At 49.6% G+C, this 21118-nt stretch carries 17 protein-coding genes and 1 pseudogene; 6 read left to right on the forward strand and 12 right to left on the reverse strand.

Going from position 1 to position 21118, the window contains the following annotated elements:
• Window positions 1–7: 7 nt before the first annotated feature.
• The 5 genes from queE to NB647_RS07930 all read right to left on the reverse strand — a co-directional run bounded on the left by queE (window position 8) and on the right by NB647_RS07930 (window position 8663).
• Entirely contained in the window at window positions 8–643 is a 636-nt protein-coding gene (gene queE / locus NB647_RS07910) for a 7-carboxy-7-deazaguanine synthase (protein ID WP_269282840.1), read from the reverse strand.
• 96 nt (window positions 644–739) lie between these two features.
• On the reverse strand, window positions 740–3565 hold the full coding sequence (locus NB647_RS07915) for a bifunctional diguanylate cyclase/phosphodiesterase (RefSeq protein ID WP_269282843.1): 2826 nt from the start codon (window positions 3563–3565) through the stop codon (window positions 740–742).
• 724 nt (window positions 3566–4289) lie between these two features.
• A complete protein-coding gene (gene guaA / locus NB647_RS07920) occupies window positions 4290–5897 on the reverse strand; it encodes a glutamine-hydrolyzing GMP synthase (protein ID WP_269282845.1) in 1608 nt (535 codons plus the stop codon).
• A gap of 70 nt (window positions 5898–5967) precedes the next feature.
• Window positions 5968–7431, reverse strand: a complete 1464-nt coding sequence (gene guaB / locus NB647_RS07925; RefSeq protein WP_269282847.1) for an IMP dehydrogenase — start codon at window positions 7429–7431, stop codon at window positions 5968–5970.
• Window positions 7432–7694: 263 nt separating this feature from the next.
• Complete coding sequence (locus NB647_RS07930; RefSeq protein ID WP_269282849.1) at window positions 7695–8663, reverse strand: C-terminal binding protein; 969 nt, start codon at window positions 8661–8663, stop codon at window positions 7695–7697.
• Between the two features lie 336 nt (window positions 8664–8999).
• Here NB647_RS07930 and rpmB point away from each other — a divergent pair, with 336 nt between their 5' ends.
• Window positions 9000–9236 carry a 50S ribosomal protein L28 gene (gene rpmB, locus NB647_RS07935; RefSeq protein WP_269263749.1) on the forward strand — a complete coding sequence of 79 codons (237 nt, stop codon included), beginning with the start codon at window positions 9000–9002 and terminating at the stop codon, window positions 9234–9236.
• 34 nt (window positions 9237–9270) lie between these two features.
• Window positions 9271–9438 carry a 50S ribosomal protein L33 gene (rpmG, locus tag NB647_RS07940; protein WP_269263748.1) on the forward strand — a complete coding sequence of 56 codons (168 nt, stop codon included), beginning with the start codon at window positions 9271–9273 and terminating at the stop codon, window positions 9436–9438.
• Window positions 9439–9516: 78 nt separating this feature from the next.
• Here the strand turns inward: rpmG and moaD are convergent, their stop codons facing one another.
• Genes moaD through thrC form a run of 3 tightly spaced genes read right to left on the reverse strand, consistent with a single transcriptional unit; the run spans window position 9517 to window position 12516 of the window.
• Entirely contained in the window at window positions 9517–9774 is a 258-nt protein-coding gene (gene moaD, locus NB647_RS07945; protein ID WP_269282852.1) for a molybdopterin converting factor subunit 1, read from the reverse strand.
• Window positions 9771–10988 (reverse strand): molybdopterin molybdotransferase MoeA, encoded by a 1218-nt coding sequence (locus tag NB647_RS07950; RefSeq protein WP_269282854.1) that lies wholly within the window; start codon window positions 10986–10988, stop codon window positions 9771–9773. The genes moaD and NB647_RS07950 overlap by 4 nt, the downstream gene beginning before the upstream one ends.
• A 58-nt stretch (window positions 10989–11046) precedes the next feature.
• Window positions 11047–12516 (reverse strand): threonine synthase, encoded by a 1470-nt coding sequence (gene thrC / locus NB647_RS07955; RefSeq protein WP_269282856.1) that lies wholly within the window; start codon window positions 12514–12516, stop codon window positions 11047–11049.
• 223 nt (window positions 12517–12739) lie between these two features.
• Between thrC and NB647_RS07960 the strand changes: the two genes are divergently transcribed.
• On the forward strand, window positions 12740–14353 hold the full coding sequence (locus NB647_RS07960) for an NAD+ synthase (RefSeq protein WP_269282858.1): 1614 nt from the start codon (window positions 12740–12742) through the stop codon (window positions 14351–14353).
• A gap of 75 nt (window positions 14354–14428) precedes the next feature.
• Window positions 14429–14767 carry a P-II family nitrogen regulator gene (locus NB647_RS07965; RefSeq protein ID WP_269264083.1) on the forward strand — a complete coding sequence of 113 codons (339 nt, stop codon included), beginning with the start codon at window positions 14429–14431 and terminating at the stop codon, window positions 14765–14767.
• Between the two features lie 90 nt (window positions 14768–14857).
• Here NB647_RS07965 and NB647_RS07970 read toward each other — a convergent pair whose 3' ends face one another.
• The 4 genes from NB647_RS07970 to trxB all read right to left on the reverse strand — a co-directional run bounded on the left by NB647_RS07970 (window position 14858) and on the right by trxB (window position 17756).
• The gene (locus NB647_RS07970; protein ID WP_269282861.1) at window positions 14858–15442 is read right to left on the reverse strand and encodes a GNAT family N-acetyltransferase; all 585 of its coding nucleotides are present in this window, start codon (window positions 15440–15442) and stop codon (window positions 14858–14860) included.
• Between the two features lie 170 nt (window positions 15443–15612).
• Window positions 15613–16053, reverse strand: coding sequence for a tetratricopeptide repeat protein (locus NB647_RS07975; RefSeq protein ID WP_269264085.1), 441 nt, complete (start codon window positions 16051–16053; stop codon window positions 15613–15615).
• A gap of 90 nt (window positions 16054–16143) precedes the next feature.
• Window positions 16144–16785, reverse strand: coding sequence for a Smr/MutS family protein (locus NB647_RS07980; RefSeq protein ID WP_269264086.1), 642 nt, complete (start codon window positions 16783–16785; stop codon window positions 16144–16146).
• An 8-nt stretch (window positions 16786–16793) separates the two neighbouring features.
• Entirely contained in the window at window positions 16794–17756 is a 963-nt protein-coding gene (gene trxB, locus NB647_RS07985) for a thioredoxin-disulfide reductase (protein ID WP_269282863.1), read from the reverse strand.
• A 291-nt stretch (window positions 17757–18047) separates the two neighbouring features.
• Here trxB and NB647_RS07990 point away from each other — a divergent pair.
• Both NB647_RS07990 and lolA read left to right on the forward strand, forming a co-directional pair.
• Window positions 18048–20374, forward strand: a pseudogene (locus NB647_RS07990) (DNA translocase FtsK).
• Between the two features lie 62 nt (window positions 20375–20436).
• Window positions 20437–21066: an outer membrane lipoprotein chaperone LolA gene (gene lolA / locus NB647_RS07995; RefSeq protein WP_269282865.1), complete on the forward strand. Its 630-nt coding sequence runs from the start codon at window positions 20437–20439 to the stop codon at window positions 21064–21066.
• The last annotated feature ends 52 nt before the right edge of the window (window positions 21067–21118 follow it).

Genomic DNA, 21118 nt, shown 5'->3' on the forward strand with positions numbered 1-21118 from the left:
GAAAATACTAGGGAATCTGTAAATATTTGTGGGTTTGCAAACCAAGTTTCCATTTCGGATTCTTCAAACAGGTTTCAATCGCTATTTTAACGTTTTGTTCCCGATTTTCACCATCCATCGGTTGAACGTAGAAGTGGGAAAAGGACAGGTTTTCATACTCGGTCAGATTCTGGCCTTCCTGCGGAACGACAACTTTCAGTTCGTTTCCCTTTTTCGCTACCAACTGCGCTCCCACCTTGGGACTGACACAGATCCAGTCAACTCCTGCCGGTACGGCAATGGTTCCATTGGTTTCGATAGCGACTTCAAACCCTGCGGAATGCATGGCGTCGATTAAAGGCCCGTCAAGCTGAAGAAGCGGCTCGCCTCCTGTGAATACCACATACCGGTTCTCTTCATGACCGACAGGCCAAAGAGAGACGATCACTGACGACAGTTCTTCCGCTGTTGCATATCTGCCACCCCGTTCTCCTGAAGTCCCGACAAAATCGGTGTCGCAAAAACGGCAAATGGAACGAAAACGGTCCTGCTCACGCCCGGACCACAAATTGCAGCCTGAAAACCGGCAGAAAACGGCAGGGCGCCCTGCACGCGCCCCTTCTCCCTGCAATGTATAGAAAATTTCCTTAACGCTATATGTCAAAACAAGACTCCGGCAACCGTTCAGTCTGAAATGCAAACGGTTATTTTCTCACCGATTCCACTTTTCGTCATTGCTTTGACCGTCTTTCTTATCGTTTCACGACAGCCCGATTTTGTACTTCTCACCAAGCAATTCCTCAAATTCCGCACCGCCTACCGGACCGGATATATAATAACCTTGAGCATAATCGCAATCGAAAGAAGCAATCATCTTCAACTGCGCCTGTGTCTCGACACCTTCAGCAATCACGGCGATATCCAGTTTATGCGCCATCAGTGTCATCGCTTCACACAATACCCTGTCCTCTTCGCTGACAGACAGATTCTTGACAAACATCTGGTCGATTTTCACATAATCGATATCGAGCTTTTTCAGATAGGCCAGTGAAGAATACCCCGTCCCGAAATCATCCAGTGCGACTTCAACACCGGCATCACGTAAAGCCAGAAGCTGATCGGTAATACTTTCGTCAATCTCAAGCAACAATCCCTCGGTAATCTCGATCACGATCGCTTCAGGCGGAAGATCCAGACTCTTCAGATGGGCAAACCACACATCGGTATCAATACCGCCCTTCCTGAACTGGACCGGAGAAATATTGACACTTACTTGAAAATCGGGGATATATCGTCTGCACTTTGCAGCCTGTCTGGCCGCCTCAAGAAAAACCCAGTCGCCAAAAGCCTGAATCAGACCTGTATCTTCCGCCAGTGGTACAAATGCGGCCGGATTGATAACACCGCGAACAGGATGATGCCAGCGGATCAATGCTTCGGCACGGCAGATCCCGCCTGTTTTCAGATCGACAATCGGCTGGAACACTGTCTCGAACTGATTGTTTTCCAGAGCGACATGCAAGTCATTGATCATGTGCATTCTCTGTATCACCGCTTCCTGCATGGACTGTGTGAAATAATGATACTGGTTTCCTCCCAGACTTTTTGCGGCATACATCGCCTGATCGGCGTTTTTCATCAGATCATGGGTATCGGTGGCATCTTCCGGAAAAAACGTAATACCGATACTGGCAGAAATATGAACCGTTTGTCCTTCCAGAGCAAAGGGTTCCGCCAGTTCATCAAGAATATTCTGTGCCACTCTCTCCACATCCTTGAAATCTCCCAGATCGGCCAAGATTACAGTGAATTCATCTCCACCCAACCGGGACACGGTATCGGTCTCGCGGACACACAATCTCAGCCGGTCACTTGCCTCTTTCAGCAAAAGATCGCCGACACCATGTCCCATCGTATCATTGACGTCTTTGAAATGGTCGAGATCAAGAAACATGAGAGCGACAGAAGACCCCGCTCTCTGCGCCTTGCGTGTTTCAAAAAACAGCCTTTCCGAAAACATCCGCCTGTTGGGCAAACCGGTAATCTGATCAAAATTCGCATGTCTCCAGACCATTTCTTCCGCTTTTTTCTTTTCGGATATGTCACGTATAATGAACTGGATAAACAGACGGCCGTCAGCTTCGATAACCCTCGAACTGATTTCGACGGGAAAAATACTGCCATTCGTATGCTGTCCATACGCTTCGAAAATCAGGCTTTTTTCTTCCTCCAGATCATTCCATTTTTCCTCGAAAGCGAAATCATCTTTCAGATCGAACACCGTTCTGATATTTTCACCTATCATCTCGGAACGGACCTTGCCGAACATTCTTTCCGAACGGTCGTTTGCCTCGATAACTGTTCCGTCTCCATCCATCAGAATAATGACATCATTGGCAAACTTGCTCAGATAATCATAGTGCTGACGTATCGCTTTCTGTTTCAATCCCATTTTCAATCGCTCCGTTTGATGTTGCATATGCCGATGACGCAATACGAAAAAAAGTGCCAGCCCGGCCATAGCCGTCAGCAAAAAAGCGATCGAAAGAATGTACCACGCCATCTGCCGGATCTGACTGTACGCTTCCCGTTCATCCATCTTGATCATCAACGACCAGTCTGAATCGGGAATTTTCTCTACATAACCGATGACACGTTTTCCACGATAATCCAGTTCATGGAAAATACCCTGTACACCATCACTCATTTTCTTTAACCATTGTTCCCGACTCGACTCACTCAGTTTCAATGGATAAACAACATGGTCATTCGATGAATTGCGCAAAACAACAATCTCTTCACCATAACGGCTGAAAAGAAAAACTCTGGATGACATACCGATCGCCGGCAAAACTGAAAGCCTGGGAATCAGCGAATCGGAAGGATCGACATAATGCGTTTTGATTCCCGCTTCCTTGCCTTCAGGTTTCATTTTCAGAAAAGGGACATACATCGTCAGCACATTGAGCCATTTTCCGTTTATGTCTTTTATCTTTTTGGGTGGTCCCATCCAGACCCGCCTGTATTTGAGCACATTGACAAGATCATAACGTCCTGTCAACGAAAAAAGCTTGTGAATACTCTGAACCTCAGGATCTCCCCCGATCTCGCCAGCGATACCCTTTTTCATTCGGTTCCCAAGCCGGTTCATTTTTTCTTCGAAACCTCTCGCCTCATGAATAATCCTGACATCACCTGCATATCTTTCCGACAGGTAAGCCTGCCTGTTCCGCCAGTCGTTCACCTGTTTTACTTGCATTTTGGCAATCCGCGCCAGATTCAGATCAACCTTTTCACTCTGGTTTCTGGCAAGATATAAAAAAACCAGATAAGCGATTATCGAAACAATCAGGGAAACGGCAAAAAAAGCCATGAAGTGCTTTTTAATAATGATGATCGAGGAACGATTATTCCAGTTCAGTCCGGATCTTGCCAGCGGGAAAAATCGAAACAGGTAAAGAATGACAAAAGAAAACAACAACACGAATGCCGATGCAAAAACATATTGAATATAAATTTCCAGATCGACAATACCATCGACCGAATCAAAAACCAGCGCAATCACCAATACGGACAATGAAGCCATAAAACAGCAAATCAGGCCGCATTTCAAGGAACAGAATAACCTTCGTCCTTTTTCTTTCATCTTCAAATCAGAAATATAACTCAGCATGTGTCAGGATTCTCTTTTTCGATTGAAGAGAACAATATTTTTCATTCTCTTTCGCAAACAAACATTATCGCGAATTTAAACTGGGTATCCGGAGAAGATTTTCAAACCTGCACCAAAGAAACACTTCAACATATCAGTGAAAAAATTACACTATAGAAATTATGATTTTTGCAATGCATCCACTTTTGATATAGATCATGAAATTTCCGTTTACACCAACAAATCGCAACTTCAGAACATTAAATTTACAACTATTTCCATTGAAAATGTACTTATTTTTTAATTTTTCTCTCGTTGAATTATTTTTGTTTGAATTATCGCTGTCTCATTCAATAATAGAAGATTTTTTCTGTACAAGTGAAACCACGATTCATTATAAAAATGACACGAACTTCATGATCCTGACAATATATTGACACTCAAATTTTATTATTAAATCCGTTCCGGATGCATGGAATCGAATTTCAACCATTTATGAATACAAAATATCATTATCCGTATCTTGCAAAATTTCTTTTCATTGCCGGAAAGAAAACATTAATGAAATCTTTCGGGCTTTACGCTTCGATAAAACCTCGATACGACAAAACAAAAAACCCTGTCGTATCGACAGGGTTCTGGTATATGCGAATCCGGTTTATTCCCATTCAATCGTGGCAGGCGGTTTTCCTGATATATCGTAAACGACCCGATTGATGCCTCTGACCTCGTTAATGATCCGGTTGGAAACCTTCCCGAGCAATTCATGAGGCAGATGCGCCCACTGGGCTGTCATGAAATCCTGCGTCTGTACCGCACGCAGGGCAACGACATACTCATAAGTCCTGCCATCCCCCATCACTCCGACCGACCTGACCGGCAGGAAAACGGCAAACGCCTGACTGGTGGCATCGTACCAGCTCAACGGTTCCCCTTTTTCCGACAACAGCCCGGAAGGTGTATTCCACAGTTCCTCGATGAAAATGGCATCCGCTTTCCGCAACAGATCGGCATATTCCTTCTTCACTTCTCCCAGAATACGGACACCCAAACCGGGTCCGGGGAAAGGATGACGATACACCATCTCGCGCGGTAATCCGAGAGCCAGTCCCAACTCGCGCACTTCGTCCTTGAACAATTCCCTTAGCGGTTCCAGCAGTTGCAGATTCAGGGTATCCGGCAAACCACCGACATTATGGTGGCTCTTGATGGTCTGTCCCTTTTTCCCCTTGCCGGCACTTTCGATGACATCAGGATAAATCGTTCCCTGCGCCAGCCATTTGGCATTGCTGACTTTCGCTGCCTCGGTCTGGAATACTTCAACAAATTCGCGACCGATGATTTTCCGTTTTTCCTCCGGATCGGTTACCCCGGCCAGTTTTCCCATAAACTGTTCCGTAGCATCCACATGAATGACTTTCACCCCAAGATTGCGCGCAAACATATCCATAACCATCTTGCCTTCATTTAATCGCAAGAGGCCATGATCGACGAACACACAGGTCAGCTGGTCGCCGATCGCACGATGAATCAATGCAGCGGCGACACTGGAATCGACTCCCCCGGACAATCCCAGAATGACATCGTCTTTTCCGACCTTCCGCCGTATGGCTTCAACGGCTTCGGAAACGTAATCCGGCATATTCCAGTCAGACTGGCAACCGCAGATTTCATGCACGAACCGGTTGATAATCGCCCGCCCCTGCAAAGTATGAGTGACTTCCGGATGGAACTGCACGGCATAGAATTTCCGCGTTTCGTCCGCCATGCCGGCAATCGGACAGGCTACATTGGACAACATGACCTTGAATCCCGGCGGCATCCCGGTCACCTTGTCACCATGACTCATCCAGACCTTGAGAAGCGATGAACCATCTGCCAGAACGGAATCGGCAATTCCCTCCAGCAGACGGGTATGATTGCTTGTACGCACTTCCGCATAACCGAATTCCCGGACCTTGCCATTTTCAACCTTTCCGCCCAGCTGTTCAGCCATAGCCTGCATGCCATAACAAATACCCAGTACCGGAACGCCGAGCTCGAACACGATCTGTGGAACGCGCGGCGTATCTCCCTCCGTTACGCTGTTGGGACCACCTGACAGAACAATCCCTCTGAGAGAACCGTCCCTGGCATAATCACGAATAAAACCGGTCCCCACATCATAAGGAACCACTTCCGAAAAAACACCGGCTTCACGCACACGACGCGCAATCAGCTGGGTAACCTGTGAACCGAAATCGAGAATGAGTATTCTGGAATGCATGGAAAATTCTTGTAAAAACGGATTCTGTAAACGTGAAGGGCCGGAAAACCCGGCCCTGTACGATCTTGCATTATTCAAGACGGTAGTTCGGCGCCTCTTTGGTGATCTGAACGTCATGAACGTGAGACTCACGCATACCCGCGGAACTGATTTCAACAAAAGCAGCCTTTTCACGCATCTCGTCAATCGTCCTGCAACCGCAATATCCCATTGAGGAACGGACGCCGCCGATCAGCTGGAAGATAATGGCATTGACACTGCCCTTGTATGGAACACGGGCCTCAATCCCTTCCGGAACCAGTTTGTCCGGCTGGTGTTCCGCTTCATCCTGGAAATAACGGTCAGCGGAACCACGCTGCATGGCACCGACACTGCCCATACCGCGATAGGCCTTGTAACTGCGGCCTTGATAGAGAATGACCTCGCCCGGAGCCTCGTCCGTACCGGCGAACATACTGCCCATCATCACGGTCGACGCACCGGCTGCCAGCGCCTTGGCAATATCTCCGGAAAAACGGATACCGCCATCCGCAATACAGGGAACACCCGTACCCTGCAACGCATCGGCGACATCGGAAATCGCCGTAATCTGGGGAACACCGACACCGGCAACAATACGGGTAGTGCAGATCGACCCCGGACCGATACCGACCTTGACCGCATCCGCTCCATGATCCAGCAGGGCCCTGGCAGCGTCGGCCGTCGCGATATTGCCGCCGATCACTTCAATACTCGGATAATGCGTCTTGACCCATTTGACACGATCGAGAACGCCCTGGGAATGACCATGCGCTGTATCGACGACAAGAACGTCGACACCGGCCTTGGCCAGCAATTCGATACGTTCGTCATTATCCGGCCCGACACCGACAGCGGCACCTGCGAGCAGTTTGCCATATCCATCCTTGGAAGCCAGCGGATAATCGTTCGTTTTCTGGATATCCTTCACGGTAATCAGGCCACGCAATTCAAATGCATCGTTGACGACCAGTACACGTTCCAGACGACTGCGGTTCATCAGACGTTTGGCTTCATCAAGAGAAGCACCTTCCTTGACATATACCAGTTTTTCACGAGGTGTCATCTTGTCGCGAACCGGTGCATCCAGTTCTTCCTCAAAACGCAAGTCGCGATTGGTGATAATGCCGACAACCGTTCGCCCTTCGACAACCGGAAAGCCGCTGATGCCATGTTGCCTGGACAGGGCGATAACATCACGGATTTTCATAGCCGGCGGAATGGTGATCGGGTCGGTCACGACCCCTGCTTCAAACCGTTTGACCCTGGCTACTTCCCTTGCCTGCTCAAGAGCGGTCATGTTTTTGTGAATGATACCGATTCCTCCCTGTCTTGCCATGGCAATGGCCAGAGACGATTCCGTCACGGTATCCATCGCGGCAGAAAGCAAGGGAATATTCAACGAGATCTTTCTCGTCAAACGGGTTTTCAAAACGGTATCTTTGGGAAGAACGGCGGAATACGCCGGAACGAGAAGCACATCATCGAATGTGAGTGCCTTTTTGAGTAGTCGCATGGTATTTCCTATGTGTCCAAAACAGGATTATACAGATTTTTCGAAGAAATTGCCTACCATAATTTTTGCATTTTGCAAAATAACTGGCGCAGTGTTGCTTGAAAAAACCGGAAAACGACATGATTCATGTTTTTTTCAGCATTTCAATCCGATAAACAGTTTACTCCATTAAAAGAATGGCCCGTTTCGCTTCTTCATAAAAATTATCCTTGTCAAAAGGGCCATTACTGACGTAATGGCCCTTTTGACAATCGGTTCACTCCCTACAGTTTGTTAACAGGACAACGTGGCTTTTCTCCCCTGAAGCCACGAACGGCCTCTTCCGCACACCGTGTCTTGAGATTCGATTCCGCCTGAACCGAATACCATGCCATATGTGGCGTAATAACAATATTCGGTGCAGAACGCAATGGACTGTCCATCGGTAAAGGTTCCTTGCTGGTAACATCCACACCCGCACCGGCTAGATGACCGGATTTCAGCGCATCGGCGAGCGCGGCTTCCTCAACCAGCCCACCCCGCGTCACATTGACAAACATGGCCCCCCGTTTCATTCTGGCGAAACTTTCCGCATTCATCATTCTGGCATCCTGTGCATTGAGACTACAATGCAAGGAAAGTACGTCGGCCCTTTCAATGACATCTTCTTCCGATGTGAGCTCGATAAACGAACACTCCGGATCCCCCTTGACATGATCGGTAAAAATATCGAAACCGATCACCCGGCAACCGAGAGCATGAACACGCCGCGCAAACGCGAGTCCGATGCGGCCAAGGCCTATCACGCCAACGGTCATATTGGCGAGATGCTGGATCGGGATCATTTCGGCATAATTCCATCGTCCTGCCCTGACCTGATCATTCGCCTGGCATATCTTCCGGGTGATCGCCAGCATCAACGCCAATGCATGATTGGCGACTTCCGAAGTACCATAATCAGGCACATTGCATATCTGCACACCATGACGCGTGGCTGCGTCAAGATCGATATTGTCCACACCATCGCCATAACGGACTACCATCTTCAGTGACGGAAGCGCAGCAAACACTTTTTCGGTAAACGGGGCACGCTGATTGCATGCAGCGACAGCACCCTTGCAATTTGCAATCAGATCATCTTCCGTTTTGCACTGGAACAGTCTGTAGGGAATCCCGGCCGTTTCGAAAACCGATTTTTCTTCATCGATATTTACATGATTACAATCGGTAATGACAATCATTGCATCCACCATAAAGACACCTGTTTTTTGAGTGAAATATGAAACCGCTCCAACCTGTTACATGAACCGGAATCTATTATATTCAAAACCGACACAAATGTCGGTGCAGCGACTCTGGCAAGCCAATCATATTCAGACATATTCCATACGGCAAAATGGCCTTCCGGCACTACTGCACACGGTTGTCCGAAACACAAGCCACGCCCTCTCCCAAAAAATAACATATCAGGAATGTGTCATAAAAACATGATTTGCGACACAATAAATTTTGGCAAGTCGCTGTTTTTTCTTGTGTTTCATCATACGCTCAGGTAAAATTCCCGCTTCGTTATTTTTCTGGAGGTTCTTATGGCTCGTGTTTGCCAGGTAACGGGGAAGAAACCCATGTCCGGGAATACGGTCTCTCACGCTCATAACAAGTCGAGACGCCGTTTCATGCCGAATTTGCATTACCGCCGCTTTTTTGTCGAATCCGAAAACCGCTGGGTTTCCCTGCGTGTTTCCAATGCCGGTCTTCGGGTGATCGACAAGCTGGGTATTGAAGCGGTTCTGGCCGATTTGCGCGCTCGCGGTGAGAAGGTCTGAGCGGGTTTCGACTTTTTTTTGAGAGGTTTTTGTTATGGCTAAGGCAGGTAGGGAAAAAATCAAGCTGGAATCGACTGCGGGTACGGGTCATTTTTATACGACAACGAAGAACAAGCGGACGACTCCTGAAAAGATCGAGATTGTCAAGTTCGACCCAAAGGCAAGAAAGCATGTCCCTTACAAGGAAGCCAAGATCAAGTAAGTCTTCCTTTTACGGAAAAGCCGGCTTCATGCCGGCTTTTCGTTTTAGTAATTTTCCTATATTTCAAAACGCCAAAAGTTACCCTCCAGTCACCGGAGGGAAAAAAGCGACTTCACAATCCTCGGTCAGAATGGTGTCCGGATCGGCCATTTTCAGCTGACATGCCATTCGCAATCCGTTCTTTTTTTCAAGAACATCACTCCAGGGTTCCCCTCTTTTCATCAGATATCGCCGAAGATTGCCAATTGTCCGGACTTCTTCAGGAACATCCACCCACTCCTCCGAAACGCCCAGTGCCTCACGAACACTGGCGAAATAACGCAATCTGACTTTCATGAACGGAAAAAACCGGCAAATGGAATGAATTTCACCCAATCACCCACATTGATCGTTCTGCCCGGCGGATTGTCGATCAACCCGTCTCCCCACACCACAGACGACAGGACTCCTGACCCCTGATTGTCAAACAGTTCGGCTTCCCCCCTCTCATTGAGTCTGGCACGCAGGAACTCGTTGCGCTCATCCGCCCTGTCGTGCGAGCTGGCAGCCCTGACCCGCACTGTTTTCGGCATCACATCGAACACTCCCTGCATTCGTAAAATACAAGGCCGGACAAACAACAGAAAAGTCACATAACTGGATACCGGATTGCCAGGCAATCCGATAATGGCGACATTTCTCCGGATACCGGATGGACAACCGATTTCACCATATACAAGCGGTTTCCCGGGTTTGACGGCGATTCGCCAGAAATGCACTTTTCCTTCCGCTTCAATCGCCGCCCTGACATGATCTTCTTCACCGACGGAAACGCCGCCGGACGTCAGTATCAGATCGTGCCCGGCCGCCGCATCAACCAGCATCGAACACGTCATCTGAAAATCATCCGGAACGATACCGAAATCGGACACCTCACAACCGAAATCTTCCAGCAATGCTCTCAGTGTATACCGGTTGGAATTGTATATTTTTCCGGGCAAAAGCGGCTCTCCCGGCAAAACCAGCTCATCTCCTGTCGACATCAACGCGACTTTCGGTTTTCTGACAACCGGCAGATGCGTCAGTCCCACCGAAGCGGCTATACCGATATGCCCTGCCTGCAGACGGGTTCCGGCACTCAACACCATATCACCCTTTTCGACATCCTCCCCGGCCTGCCTGACGGACTCTCCTTTTACGGGCAGACGTTCGAATTTCAGTCTGTTTCCCTCCACCAGACACCACTCCTGCCGCATCACCGTATCGGCGCCATCCGGTAACGGCGCCCCCGTAAAAATCCGTGCTGCCTCGCCAGGTCCAAGTCCACCTCCCGGATGCCCCGCCGGAATTCTCTGCCGGATGAGCAGTACCGTTTCCGGACCGGTTACATCACTGAACCGGAAGGCATAACCGTCCATGGCAGAATTGTCCGTATTGGGAACAGCTACATCCGAATACCGGTTTTCAGCCAGGACACGACCATTCGCCTGCAAAAGGGAAACCGTTTCCGTCCCATTTACAGGAGAGATATTTTCAAGCAATCTGACAAGCGCTTCATCAACAGTCAGCATGTTTTTCCCATCCGGCGATTTTCTGACAATGCCGTCCAGTCCGATCCGGCAGACCGATTCAGAGTCCTGTCCTTTCGGCAATGAATTTCTTGACCTCTCCGTCATCGATCGGCATCACAGTAAAGCGCTGCGGCAATTCCTCGATTCTTTCGAAACCTGCCGGCCTTGCGGCGTTTCTGCCCAGCGCCTCGAAAATCGTCTCATTGAATTTGGCCGCCTGAGCCGTTTCCAGCACAATCATGGTAACGCCTTTTCGCTGATGCTCACGCGCAACCTTGATACCATCCGCAGTATGTGGATCAATCGTGATACCGTATTCTTTCTGAACAAAACGGATCGTTTCGATACGATCTGCATGAGTAGACTTGCCTGACTCGAAACCGTAATTTTTCACCTGTGGAAATTCATTTCCGTCACTACCGTACTGACCAGACAAATCGAAAAAACCTTTTGTTTCGATTTGCCTGAAAAGACCGTTGACCCGCTCACCGTCCTGGCCGAGCAGATCATATACGAAACGCTCGAAATTGGACGCTTTCGAGATATCCATCGAAGGACTGCTCGTATGCCATGTTTCTTCCGATTTCCGGACACGATAAACACCCGTCCGGAAAAATTCGTCCAGCACATCATTTTCATTCGTCGCGACAACCAGACGGTCTATCGGCAATCCCATCATTCGGGCAATATGTCCCGCACAGATATTGCCGAAATTGCCCGATGGTACCGTAAACGACACTTTTTCCTCATTGCCGGTCGTTGCCATCAGGTACGCCCTGAAATAATAGACGACCTGAGCGACCACACGGGCCCAGTTGATGGAATTGACCGTCCCGATTTTCTGCCGCGCCTTGTATTCCAGATCGTTGGATACCGCTTTTACGATATCCTGACAATCATCGAAAACACCCTCAATAGCGATGTTGAAAATATTCGGATCCTGCAAACTGAACATCTGTGCCGTCTGGAAAGCACTCATTTTCCGGTATGGCGACAGCATGAACACGCGAATGCCTTTTTTGCCTCTCATGGCATATTCGGCTGCACTGCCGGTATCGCCGGACGTCGCACCCAGTATATTGAGTTCGGCATGCTGCCGTTTCAATTCATACTCGAAAAGATTGCCGAGCAACTGCATGGCCATATCCTTGAAAGCCAGCGTTGGCCCGTTCGACAGCCCCAGCAACATCAGTTTCCGGCCATCCTTTTCTTCCAGCAGACGTAACGGCGTAATGGCATCTAACGCATCGTCGCTCCGGACATTCCTGTACACTTCAGGTGTATAGGTCTTTTCGGCCAGCATTTTCAGGTCTTTTTCCGGAATGTCGTCTGCAAACTTTCCGAGAATTTCAAAAGCCAGTTCCGCATAGGACAGGGAACGCCATTTGTCCAGTTCCTGCCCGGTTACGACCGGATAGGACTCCGGCATATAAAGACCGCCATCAGGCGCCAGACCTTCCAGCAAAATCTGCGAAAAAGAGCGTTTCGAAGCGCTTTTATCTTTGGAGCGGGTAGATATGTATTGCATACAGACATCTCGACAATTCAGCAATGGGACACAACCGGAAACGGAACGCCCGCTTTCACGAAATCGGCAACGCTATCCGGTTCAACAAGACTTAGCATTGTAACCAAATTCCGTTTCGATAGACATTTATCGAATAAAATTGCACGTTTTCAAACGATAGTCCAACCAGAAAGTTCAAAAAGTAATATCCTATTTCCATTCACCGTTTTTTGGATACGACATCATGTCTCCTAAAGTCGCCATTGCCCAAATCAACAGTACCGTCGGGGATCTTCCCGGCAACCGGGAACGCATCGCCCAATTCGCCCGCCAGGCCGCTGCCCGGGGGGCCGATATCGTACTCACGCCGGAACTGTCTCTGACAGGTTATCCTCCGGAAGATCTCCTGCTTCAGCACAGCTTCCATTCGGCGACACAACTCGAGCTGGACAGACTGAAAAACGAACTGGCGGAACTGGACAACGTCCACGTTCTTGTTGGCCACCATTGCATCCGCGACGGGCTTTGTTACAATGCGTGCTCTGTACTGGCAAACGGATCCATCGTCGGCACCTATTTCAAACAGGAATTGCCCAATTACACCGTCTTTGACGAAAAACGCTATTTCACACCGGGAAAGGAACCGCTGGTATTTAACGTCAAGGGAACCCGGTTCGGGATAGCGATCTGTGAGGACATCTGGTTTTCCGAACCCGCAGAACGTACCCGTGAAGCCGGCGCCGATGTTCTTCTGGTCATGAACAGTTCTCCCTATCATATGGGGAAAATGCACCAGCGTCCGGTTATCGTCCGCCAAAACGTCATCCATCACGGAATGTCCGCCATTTATGCCAATCTGGTCGGCGGTCAGGACGAACTGATTTTCGACGGCTGTTCATTTGCGATGAACCGTGCCGGAAAAGTCTGCATCCAGCTGAAACAATGTGAAGAAGACATGGAAATCGTGTCTTTCGAAAACGGCGATCCCGTCAATGGACGCATGGAAGAACATCCTTCCGTCGAACGTGAAGTCTATCGCGCTCTCGTTCTGGGCGTGAGAGACTATGTCAACAAGAACGGTTTTCCCGGAGTCATTATCGGGCTGTCCGGTGGCGTCGATTCAGCGCTCGTTCTGGCTATTGCCGTTGACGCACTCGGCCCTGAAAAAGTCCGTGCCGTCATGATGCCATCTCCCTATACGAGCGATATTTCACGCATCGACGCTGCCGAAATGGCTGCCCGACTCAACGTCAGTTATGACGAAATTCCGATTTCGGACTGTTTTTCCTCGTTTTTGCAGACGCTGGCCCCACAGTTTGCGGGTCTTGCCGAAGACTCGACGGAAGAAAACCTTCAGGCCCGCATACGCGGTACGCTTCTGATGGCCCTGTCCAACAAATTCGGTTCCATCGTGCTAACTACAGGCAACAAGAGTGAAATGGCTGTCGGTTACTGTACCCTTTACGGCGACATGGCCGGTGGTTTTGCCGTCATCAAGGACATATACAAAACGCTCGTTTACCGGCTCTGCCGCTATCGCAACACCCTCTCGGACGTCATTCCGGAACGGATGCTGACCCGTGCACCGACAGCCGAGCTGAAACCCAACCAGTTCGATCAGGATACGTTGCCTCCCTACGAAGTGCTCGACGCAATCGTCAAAATGTTCATGGAAGAAAACAGAAGCGTCAATGAAATCGTCCGCAACGGCTACAGCCACATCGTCGTCGAACGGATCGTACGCCTGATGAGAATCAATGAATACAAACGCCGCCAGGCCCCGATCGGTATCCGTATCACTCCGCGGGGCTTCGGCCGTGACTGGAGATGTCCCATAACCTCGAAATTTCGCGATTGATGACGAATTGTTTTAAAATGAGGCCGGTTTTCCCATCTGGCAAAACATTCCATTTTTCCCGTCACCGGAGTTTGCATGAAAAAAATAACCGCGATTATCAAACCTTTCAAACTGGATGAAGTACGCGAGGCCCTTTCCGACGCCAATATCAACGGTCTGACCGTTACCGAAGTCAAGGGATTCGGCAGACAGAAAGGCCATACCGAACTTTACCGCGGAGCCGAGTACGTGGTCGATTTTCTGCCCAAAGTCAAAATCGAGGTAGTCGTTGACGACAGTATGCTTGAACTGGCGACCGAAGCCATCATGAAATCAGCCCGAACCGGAAAAATCGGTGATGGCAAGATTTTTGTACAGGATATCGAACAGGTCATTCGCATCCGGACAGGCGAAACCGGTATCGATGCGATCTGATCCTATAAAACTGTACATCTGAAAAGGATTGCGAAACCGGATTCATGCATCAGATCAAACAAAAAAGCAGCGGATCAACCGCTGCTTTTTTCAATCCAGCTTTTTCCTGAAAACATATGTATCCAGACATCCGGTATCCCGTGACACATCGTTTTCAAACCGGTCAACCACAGTAAAACCGTTTTTTTCGTAATACGGCACATTGCAGGTTACATCCGCCCAGAGAAAAAGATTCCCGACTCCGTTTTTTCGGCAAATCCGCTCCAGATTATCCAGAAGCATACGCCCCGTTCCACTGACACGGCTCATGAAAAGTCCCATCTGGACATCGTTTTCCCCCATGAACTTTTTGACGGCATCACCGTTTCTGGTGAGATAATTCCTGTATTCCTGTGCAATCTTTTTTTCCTTGTCCGGGAAAAACGACAGTTTGCGGCAAAACCAGCCATCGCAACCGCTTCTGTCTGCCTTCAGCCCGGCCAGAAGAAAGGCATCCAGCCCGTCATCCACGACACTGAATGACAAATGACGGTTGACATCGTAATAGCGCACCAGATATTCATGAATGAAACGATTCAGTTCCGGCCGGGTTCCTTCCAGTTCATATGCCCAGATATCATGGGCCATCTGCCCTGCAGCTTCTATATCGCTTTCCTGAAATGCCCTGATTCCCATAAACCGCCTGCGCAATACGCCTGTCAAACAGATACACCATTCCGATAAAACATGAAAAAACGGTGGAGTGAATGCCGTCCGGCTGAAAAAGTATCCCCGAAAATATCGTGAAAAATACCTGCAACATCACAACCCGGTCTGCGTATCCTTCTGCCGCCAGAAAGAGCGAATTATTTCTTTCCGCTTTCAGCTGCCAGTTTTCTGGCTTCTGCCTGTTGCTGCGGCGTCATGACCGCCAGCATGTTTTTCGCACCGGTCTGGGACATTTTATAACCCTGTCCTCCCGACAGGCTGTACCATTTGTATGCCTGCACCGGATCGGCTCTCATGCCGAGACCCAGTTCATACATCCTGCCCAGCATGTATTGCGCACGGATATGTCCTTTTTCCGCAGCACGTTTCATCCACATACCGCATATCTGGTCATCCTGCTCAATCGTCGTCCCGCTGCAATACATTTCAGCGATTTCCACCATGGAATCCACATTGCCCTTTTCCGCTTCGGCAGTCAGTTTCGCCACTTTTTCCTGGCCGGTTGTACAACCGGCCAGCATACCGAGAGAAATCAGAACCAGACCGGCAGGAATCGTTTTTTTCAAAAAAGACAACATGAAAACCCCTCAACAGAAAAAGACGGTGAAACCGTCCCGAATAGCGACCATACACAAAGTATATCGGGACAAGCCATATTATTCCAGCCGCTACCGCCCTTTCAGAAGCACGACAACAGCACCGGATCCACCATCGGCAGGTTTCGCCTGACAGAACGCGACAACATCCGCCCGCTGGACCAGCCACTTGTGAACGAGCTTCTTCAATACAGGTTCGTTATTGACAGACCCCAGTCCCTTGCCATGAACGATACGGACACACCGTATGCCACGTACAGCCGCCTGACGCAGAAACTCGACAATCATTTCCCGGGCTTCATCCCGGCGCATCCCATGCAGATCAAGCTGATCCTGAATGACCCAGTGCCCCCTGCGCAATTTGCGAACGACATCGGGACCTATTCCGTTTTTTGCGTAACTCAGCGTCTCATCGGTTTCCAACAGGCTCTCGACACTGAATTCATCTGACAGTGAATCAAGCAAAGCCTGCTTTTCATCAGCGATCCGCTGGACAGGAATCGGCTTCGGAGATGAAAAAACCGGTTCAATCCGGTCATGCGTCTCGAGAGGTATCACATCACCGATACTTTTCAGAAACAGCTCCCGATCCGAAATGGCTTGTCGTTCGGCTCTCTTGCGGGCTTCTTCCTGTTTTCTTTTATCCTCGTTGACTTTTTTTACCGCCTTCTTCAACGTGCGGAAATCGGAAATCTTTCTGGACGATGAAGCCATGGTTTTCACTACTCCGGCAGTTCTTCTTCCAGATACCGTTGCACATCCAGTGCCGCCATACATCCCGAACCGGCGCTCGTAATGGCCTGACGGTATATATAATCCTGAACATCTCCCGCAGCGAACACGCCGGCGATACTGGTTGCCGTTGCCATACCGTTCTGCCCCATGCGGGTTTTGATATAGCCATCCACCATATCGAGCTGTCCCTTGAAAATGGAAGTATTCGGTTTGTGCCCAATAGCGATAAATACCCCATGAACGGCGATTTCCCTTGTATTTCCGTCTTTTGTCGACTTGACACGAAGCCCGGTCACTCCGGAATCATCTCCCAGAACCTCGTCGACGACCGAATCGTACAAAATGACGATTCTGCCATCCTGCACCCTTTCCATCAGTCTTTGTACCAGAATCGGTTCAGCCCTGAACGTATCGCGGCGATGAATCAACGTCACTTTTGAGGCGATATTGGAAAGATAAATCGCCTCATCGACTGCCGTATTGCCCCCTCCGACAACCGCGACTTCCTGATTGCGATAAAAGAAACCATCACAGGTCGCACAACCGGATACTCCCTTTCCGATATAAGCCTGTTCGGAAGGCAACCCCAGATACTGGGCCGAAGCGCCTGTCGCAATAATCAGCGCACGACATGTGTATTCTCCCATATCACCGATCAGGCGGATCGGTTTTCCGGTCAATTCAGCCGTATGGATATGATCGAACATGATTTTTGTATCAAAACGCTCGGCATGTTCCAGAAAACGCTGCATCAGATCGGGCCCCGGAATACCGTTTCCGTCACCCGGCCAGTTCTCGACATCTGATGCCGTCATCAGCTGTCCACCCTGCTGCAGCCCTGTAATCAAAAGCGGTTTCAGATTGGCCCGTGCGGTATAGATGGCCGCGGTATAACCGGCAGGGCCGGAACCGAGAATGATAACGTCAGAGTGTATGGAAGAAGCTGTCATAACTGAATCACATAAAGAGGAAATCGGATGGTACCGGAAAAAACCGAATGGAACGAAATGTAATGCAGCCAGATATTTTTCAACTGTTGCACCAAAACTTGTTAAGATTATTTAAGATTATAAACGAAAGCGCCCGGGCAAGAAGCACGCTCTTCATGAACAATATATTTTGCTGCTAAAAATCAGTCCCCTTGTTTCCGGACATTGGGCCTTTTCCCAAAGTCGAATACAATAGCCACGGACAGACTGTCCGGGCATACATGAAGTGAAAGATTCTATCGTTACGGATTCATGAGCAAAAACATTTCGAGCTATGACAGAAAAAAACAGGATTCCCAACCTGTCACACCAAGCCGTTCTTCCCGCCTGATAACGGAAGCATGGTGGTTTGTGCTGATTGCCGTAACCATCTATTTTTTCCTGATTTTCCTGACCTTTAACAAGGCTGATCCCGGCTGGTCGCATGCCAATCAGGTTGCCAGCATTTCCAATCTCGGCGGCAGGATCGGCGCATGGATATCCGATCTTCTTTTTTTCACATTCGGGCTTTCCGCCTGGTGGCTCATTTTGTGGATGGTCCGGGCAATCTGGACAGGTTACCGACGGATTTCACGACTGCTTTTGCTTCAGGAAGAACCTGAACCGTCCTGGCTTAGGGACAAAATCCTCAAAAATGCCGGGTTCATCATTTTGCTTGTTTCCAGTACCGGCGTTGAATACCTACGCATGTACAACACCACAGCCCGGCTGCCCGGTATTCCCGGGGGTGTCATCGGCGAAATTGTCGGCAAGGCCACTCAGCATTATTTCGGGTTTACCTGCGGCACGCTTTTGCTCGTCCTGTTGTGTGCCCTGGGTTTCAGCCTTTTTCTTCAGATGTCCTGGCTTCAGCTTGTCGAACGCATCGGGGCCTTTATCGAAAGCATTTACTTTCTCGGTAAACGGATTTATACCACTCGGGAAGACCGCAAAATCGGACAGGTTGCGACAGTAAAACGGGAAGAAACCGTCAAGGAAGAAAAAGCGAAAGCGACTGAAGCCCCTCCCATGCGCATCGAACCGCAAATCACGGATGTCCCGAAATCGGAACGCGCCGAAAAGGAAAGACAGGTCGTACTTTTCAACGATCTGCATGATTCCGAACTTCCCCCCTTTCCCTGCTGGATGCCGTGGGCGCCCAGCAGGAAACGGTCAGTGTGGAAACACTGGAATTCACCAGCCGTCTGATCGAAAAGAAACTGTCCGATTTCGGTGTCAGCGTCCGGGTTGTGGCCGCCTATCCCGGTCCGGTTGTCACCCGTTATGAAATCGAACCGGCAACCGGTGTCAAGGGCAGCACCATCGTCAATCTGGCCCGTGATCTGGCCCGTTCGCTTTCACTGGTTTCGATCCGGGTTATCGAAACGATTCCCGGCAAAAACTACATGGCGCTTGAACTGCCGAATACCAAACGGCAAATCGTCCGGCTGACCGAAATCTTGAGTTCCAAGGTATACAGCGACGCGACATCGAACCTGACCATTGCGCTGGGCAAGGATATCGCGGGCAATCCCGTCGTCGCCGATCTTGCCAGAATGCCTCATCTGCTGATTGCAGGAACAACCGGTTCGGGCAAATCCGTTGGCATCAATGCAACCATCCTGTCCTTGCTCTACAAGGCTGATCCCAACCAGGTCAGGCTTATCCTGATCGATCCGAAAATGCTGGAGCTGTCGATTTATGAAGGCATCCCCCATCTCCTCGCTCCTGTCGTGACAGACATGAGACAGGCAGGACACGCACTGAACTGGGCCGTGGCGGAAATGGAAAAACGCTACAAGCTCATGTCGCACCTGGGTGTCCGCAATCTGGCCGGGTACAACAACCGTATTGCCGAGGCGGAAAAGAAAGAAGAAAAAATACCGAATCCTTTCTCTATCACTCCGGATGCACCGGAACCCCTTGAAAAAATGCCCCAGATCGTCATTATCATCGACGAGTTCGCTGATTTGATGATGGTCGTCGGAAAGAAAGTGGAAGAACTGATCGCCCGTATCGCCCAGAAAGCCCGGGCGGCCGGCATACATCTGATTCTGGCCACACAACGTCCTTCCGTGGATGTCATTACCGGACTGATCAAGGCCAATATTCCGACCCGCATCGCATTTCAGGTCAGCAGCAAAATCGACTCCCGAACCATTCTGGACCAGATGGGAGCAGAGACGTTACTCGGGCTGGGCGACATGTTGTATCTGCCGCCGGGCACAGGTTTCCCGAACCGCGTTCACGGTGCATTTGTTTCGGACGACGAAGTCCATCGTGTCGTGTCATTCCTGAAGGAGCACGGAGAAGCCAACTATATCGAAGGAATACTGGAAGGCGGTACGGCAGAAGACGATGCCGCCGGTATCGGTGGGGAACATTCGACAGATGGCGAGGCAGACGCGCTTTACGATCAGGCTGTAGCCGTTGTCCTGAAAAACCGGCGCGCATCCATCTCTCTTGTCCAGCGCCATTTGCGCATTGGATACAACCGGGCGGCCCGTCTTCTTGAACAAATGGAAAAAAGCGGGCTCGTCTCCCCCATGCAAAGCAATGGCAATCGTGAAATTCTGGTACCTGCCGGCAATAAAGATTGACATTTCAGAACCTGTGCAAACCATCGGGGTCAAACCATTACCGAATAACCATTGAAAACATCATGCGATCCTGTCTCTTTAAAACCGTCTGTACATTGCTGTTGGCTGCCACCCCCTTTCTTGCGCAGGCAACCGCACTGGACCAGTTGAAAAACTTCTCGACAAATGCACGCTCAGCCAGAGGAGAGTTCAGCCAGGCCCAGGTCAAAACCGGAGAAAAAATCCGCTTCACCAACACGACTTCCGGAACGTTTCTTTTTTCGCGTCCGGGCAAATTCATCTGGACTTACAGCAAACCTTATGAACAGGTATTGCAGGCAGACGGTACCCGGCTGTACATGTACGACAAGGACCTGAATCAGGTCACCATCAAAAAACTGGGTGACGCTCTCGGTTCCAGTCCCGCCGCCATTCTTTTCGGAAGCAATAATCTCGAGAAAAGTTTTTCGCTAAAAAATATCGGCGCCCATAATGGCTATGAATGGGTTGAAGTCGTTCCGAAAACGAAAGACACTCCTTTCGAAAAAATCAATATCGGCATGAAAGACGGGCTTCCGCAAGCCATGGAACTGTACGACTCACTCGGTCAGCTGACACTGATCAAATTCACGAAATTCACGAAAAACCCGCCCGTCAATGCCGGAACATTCCGGTTTGTCGTCCCCAAAGGAGCGGACGTTTTCGAAAACTGACACCGGCCGGTTTTCATACAGATATTTCCGGATAAAAAAACGGCTGAAACCG

It is taken from the genome of Oxalobacter aliiformigenes (genome assembly GCF_027116575.1).
GTDB classification, from domain to species: domain Bacteria; phylum Pseudomonadota; class Gammaproteobacteria; order Burkholderiales; family Burkholderiaceae_D; genus Oxalobacter; species Oxalobacter aliiformigenes.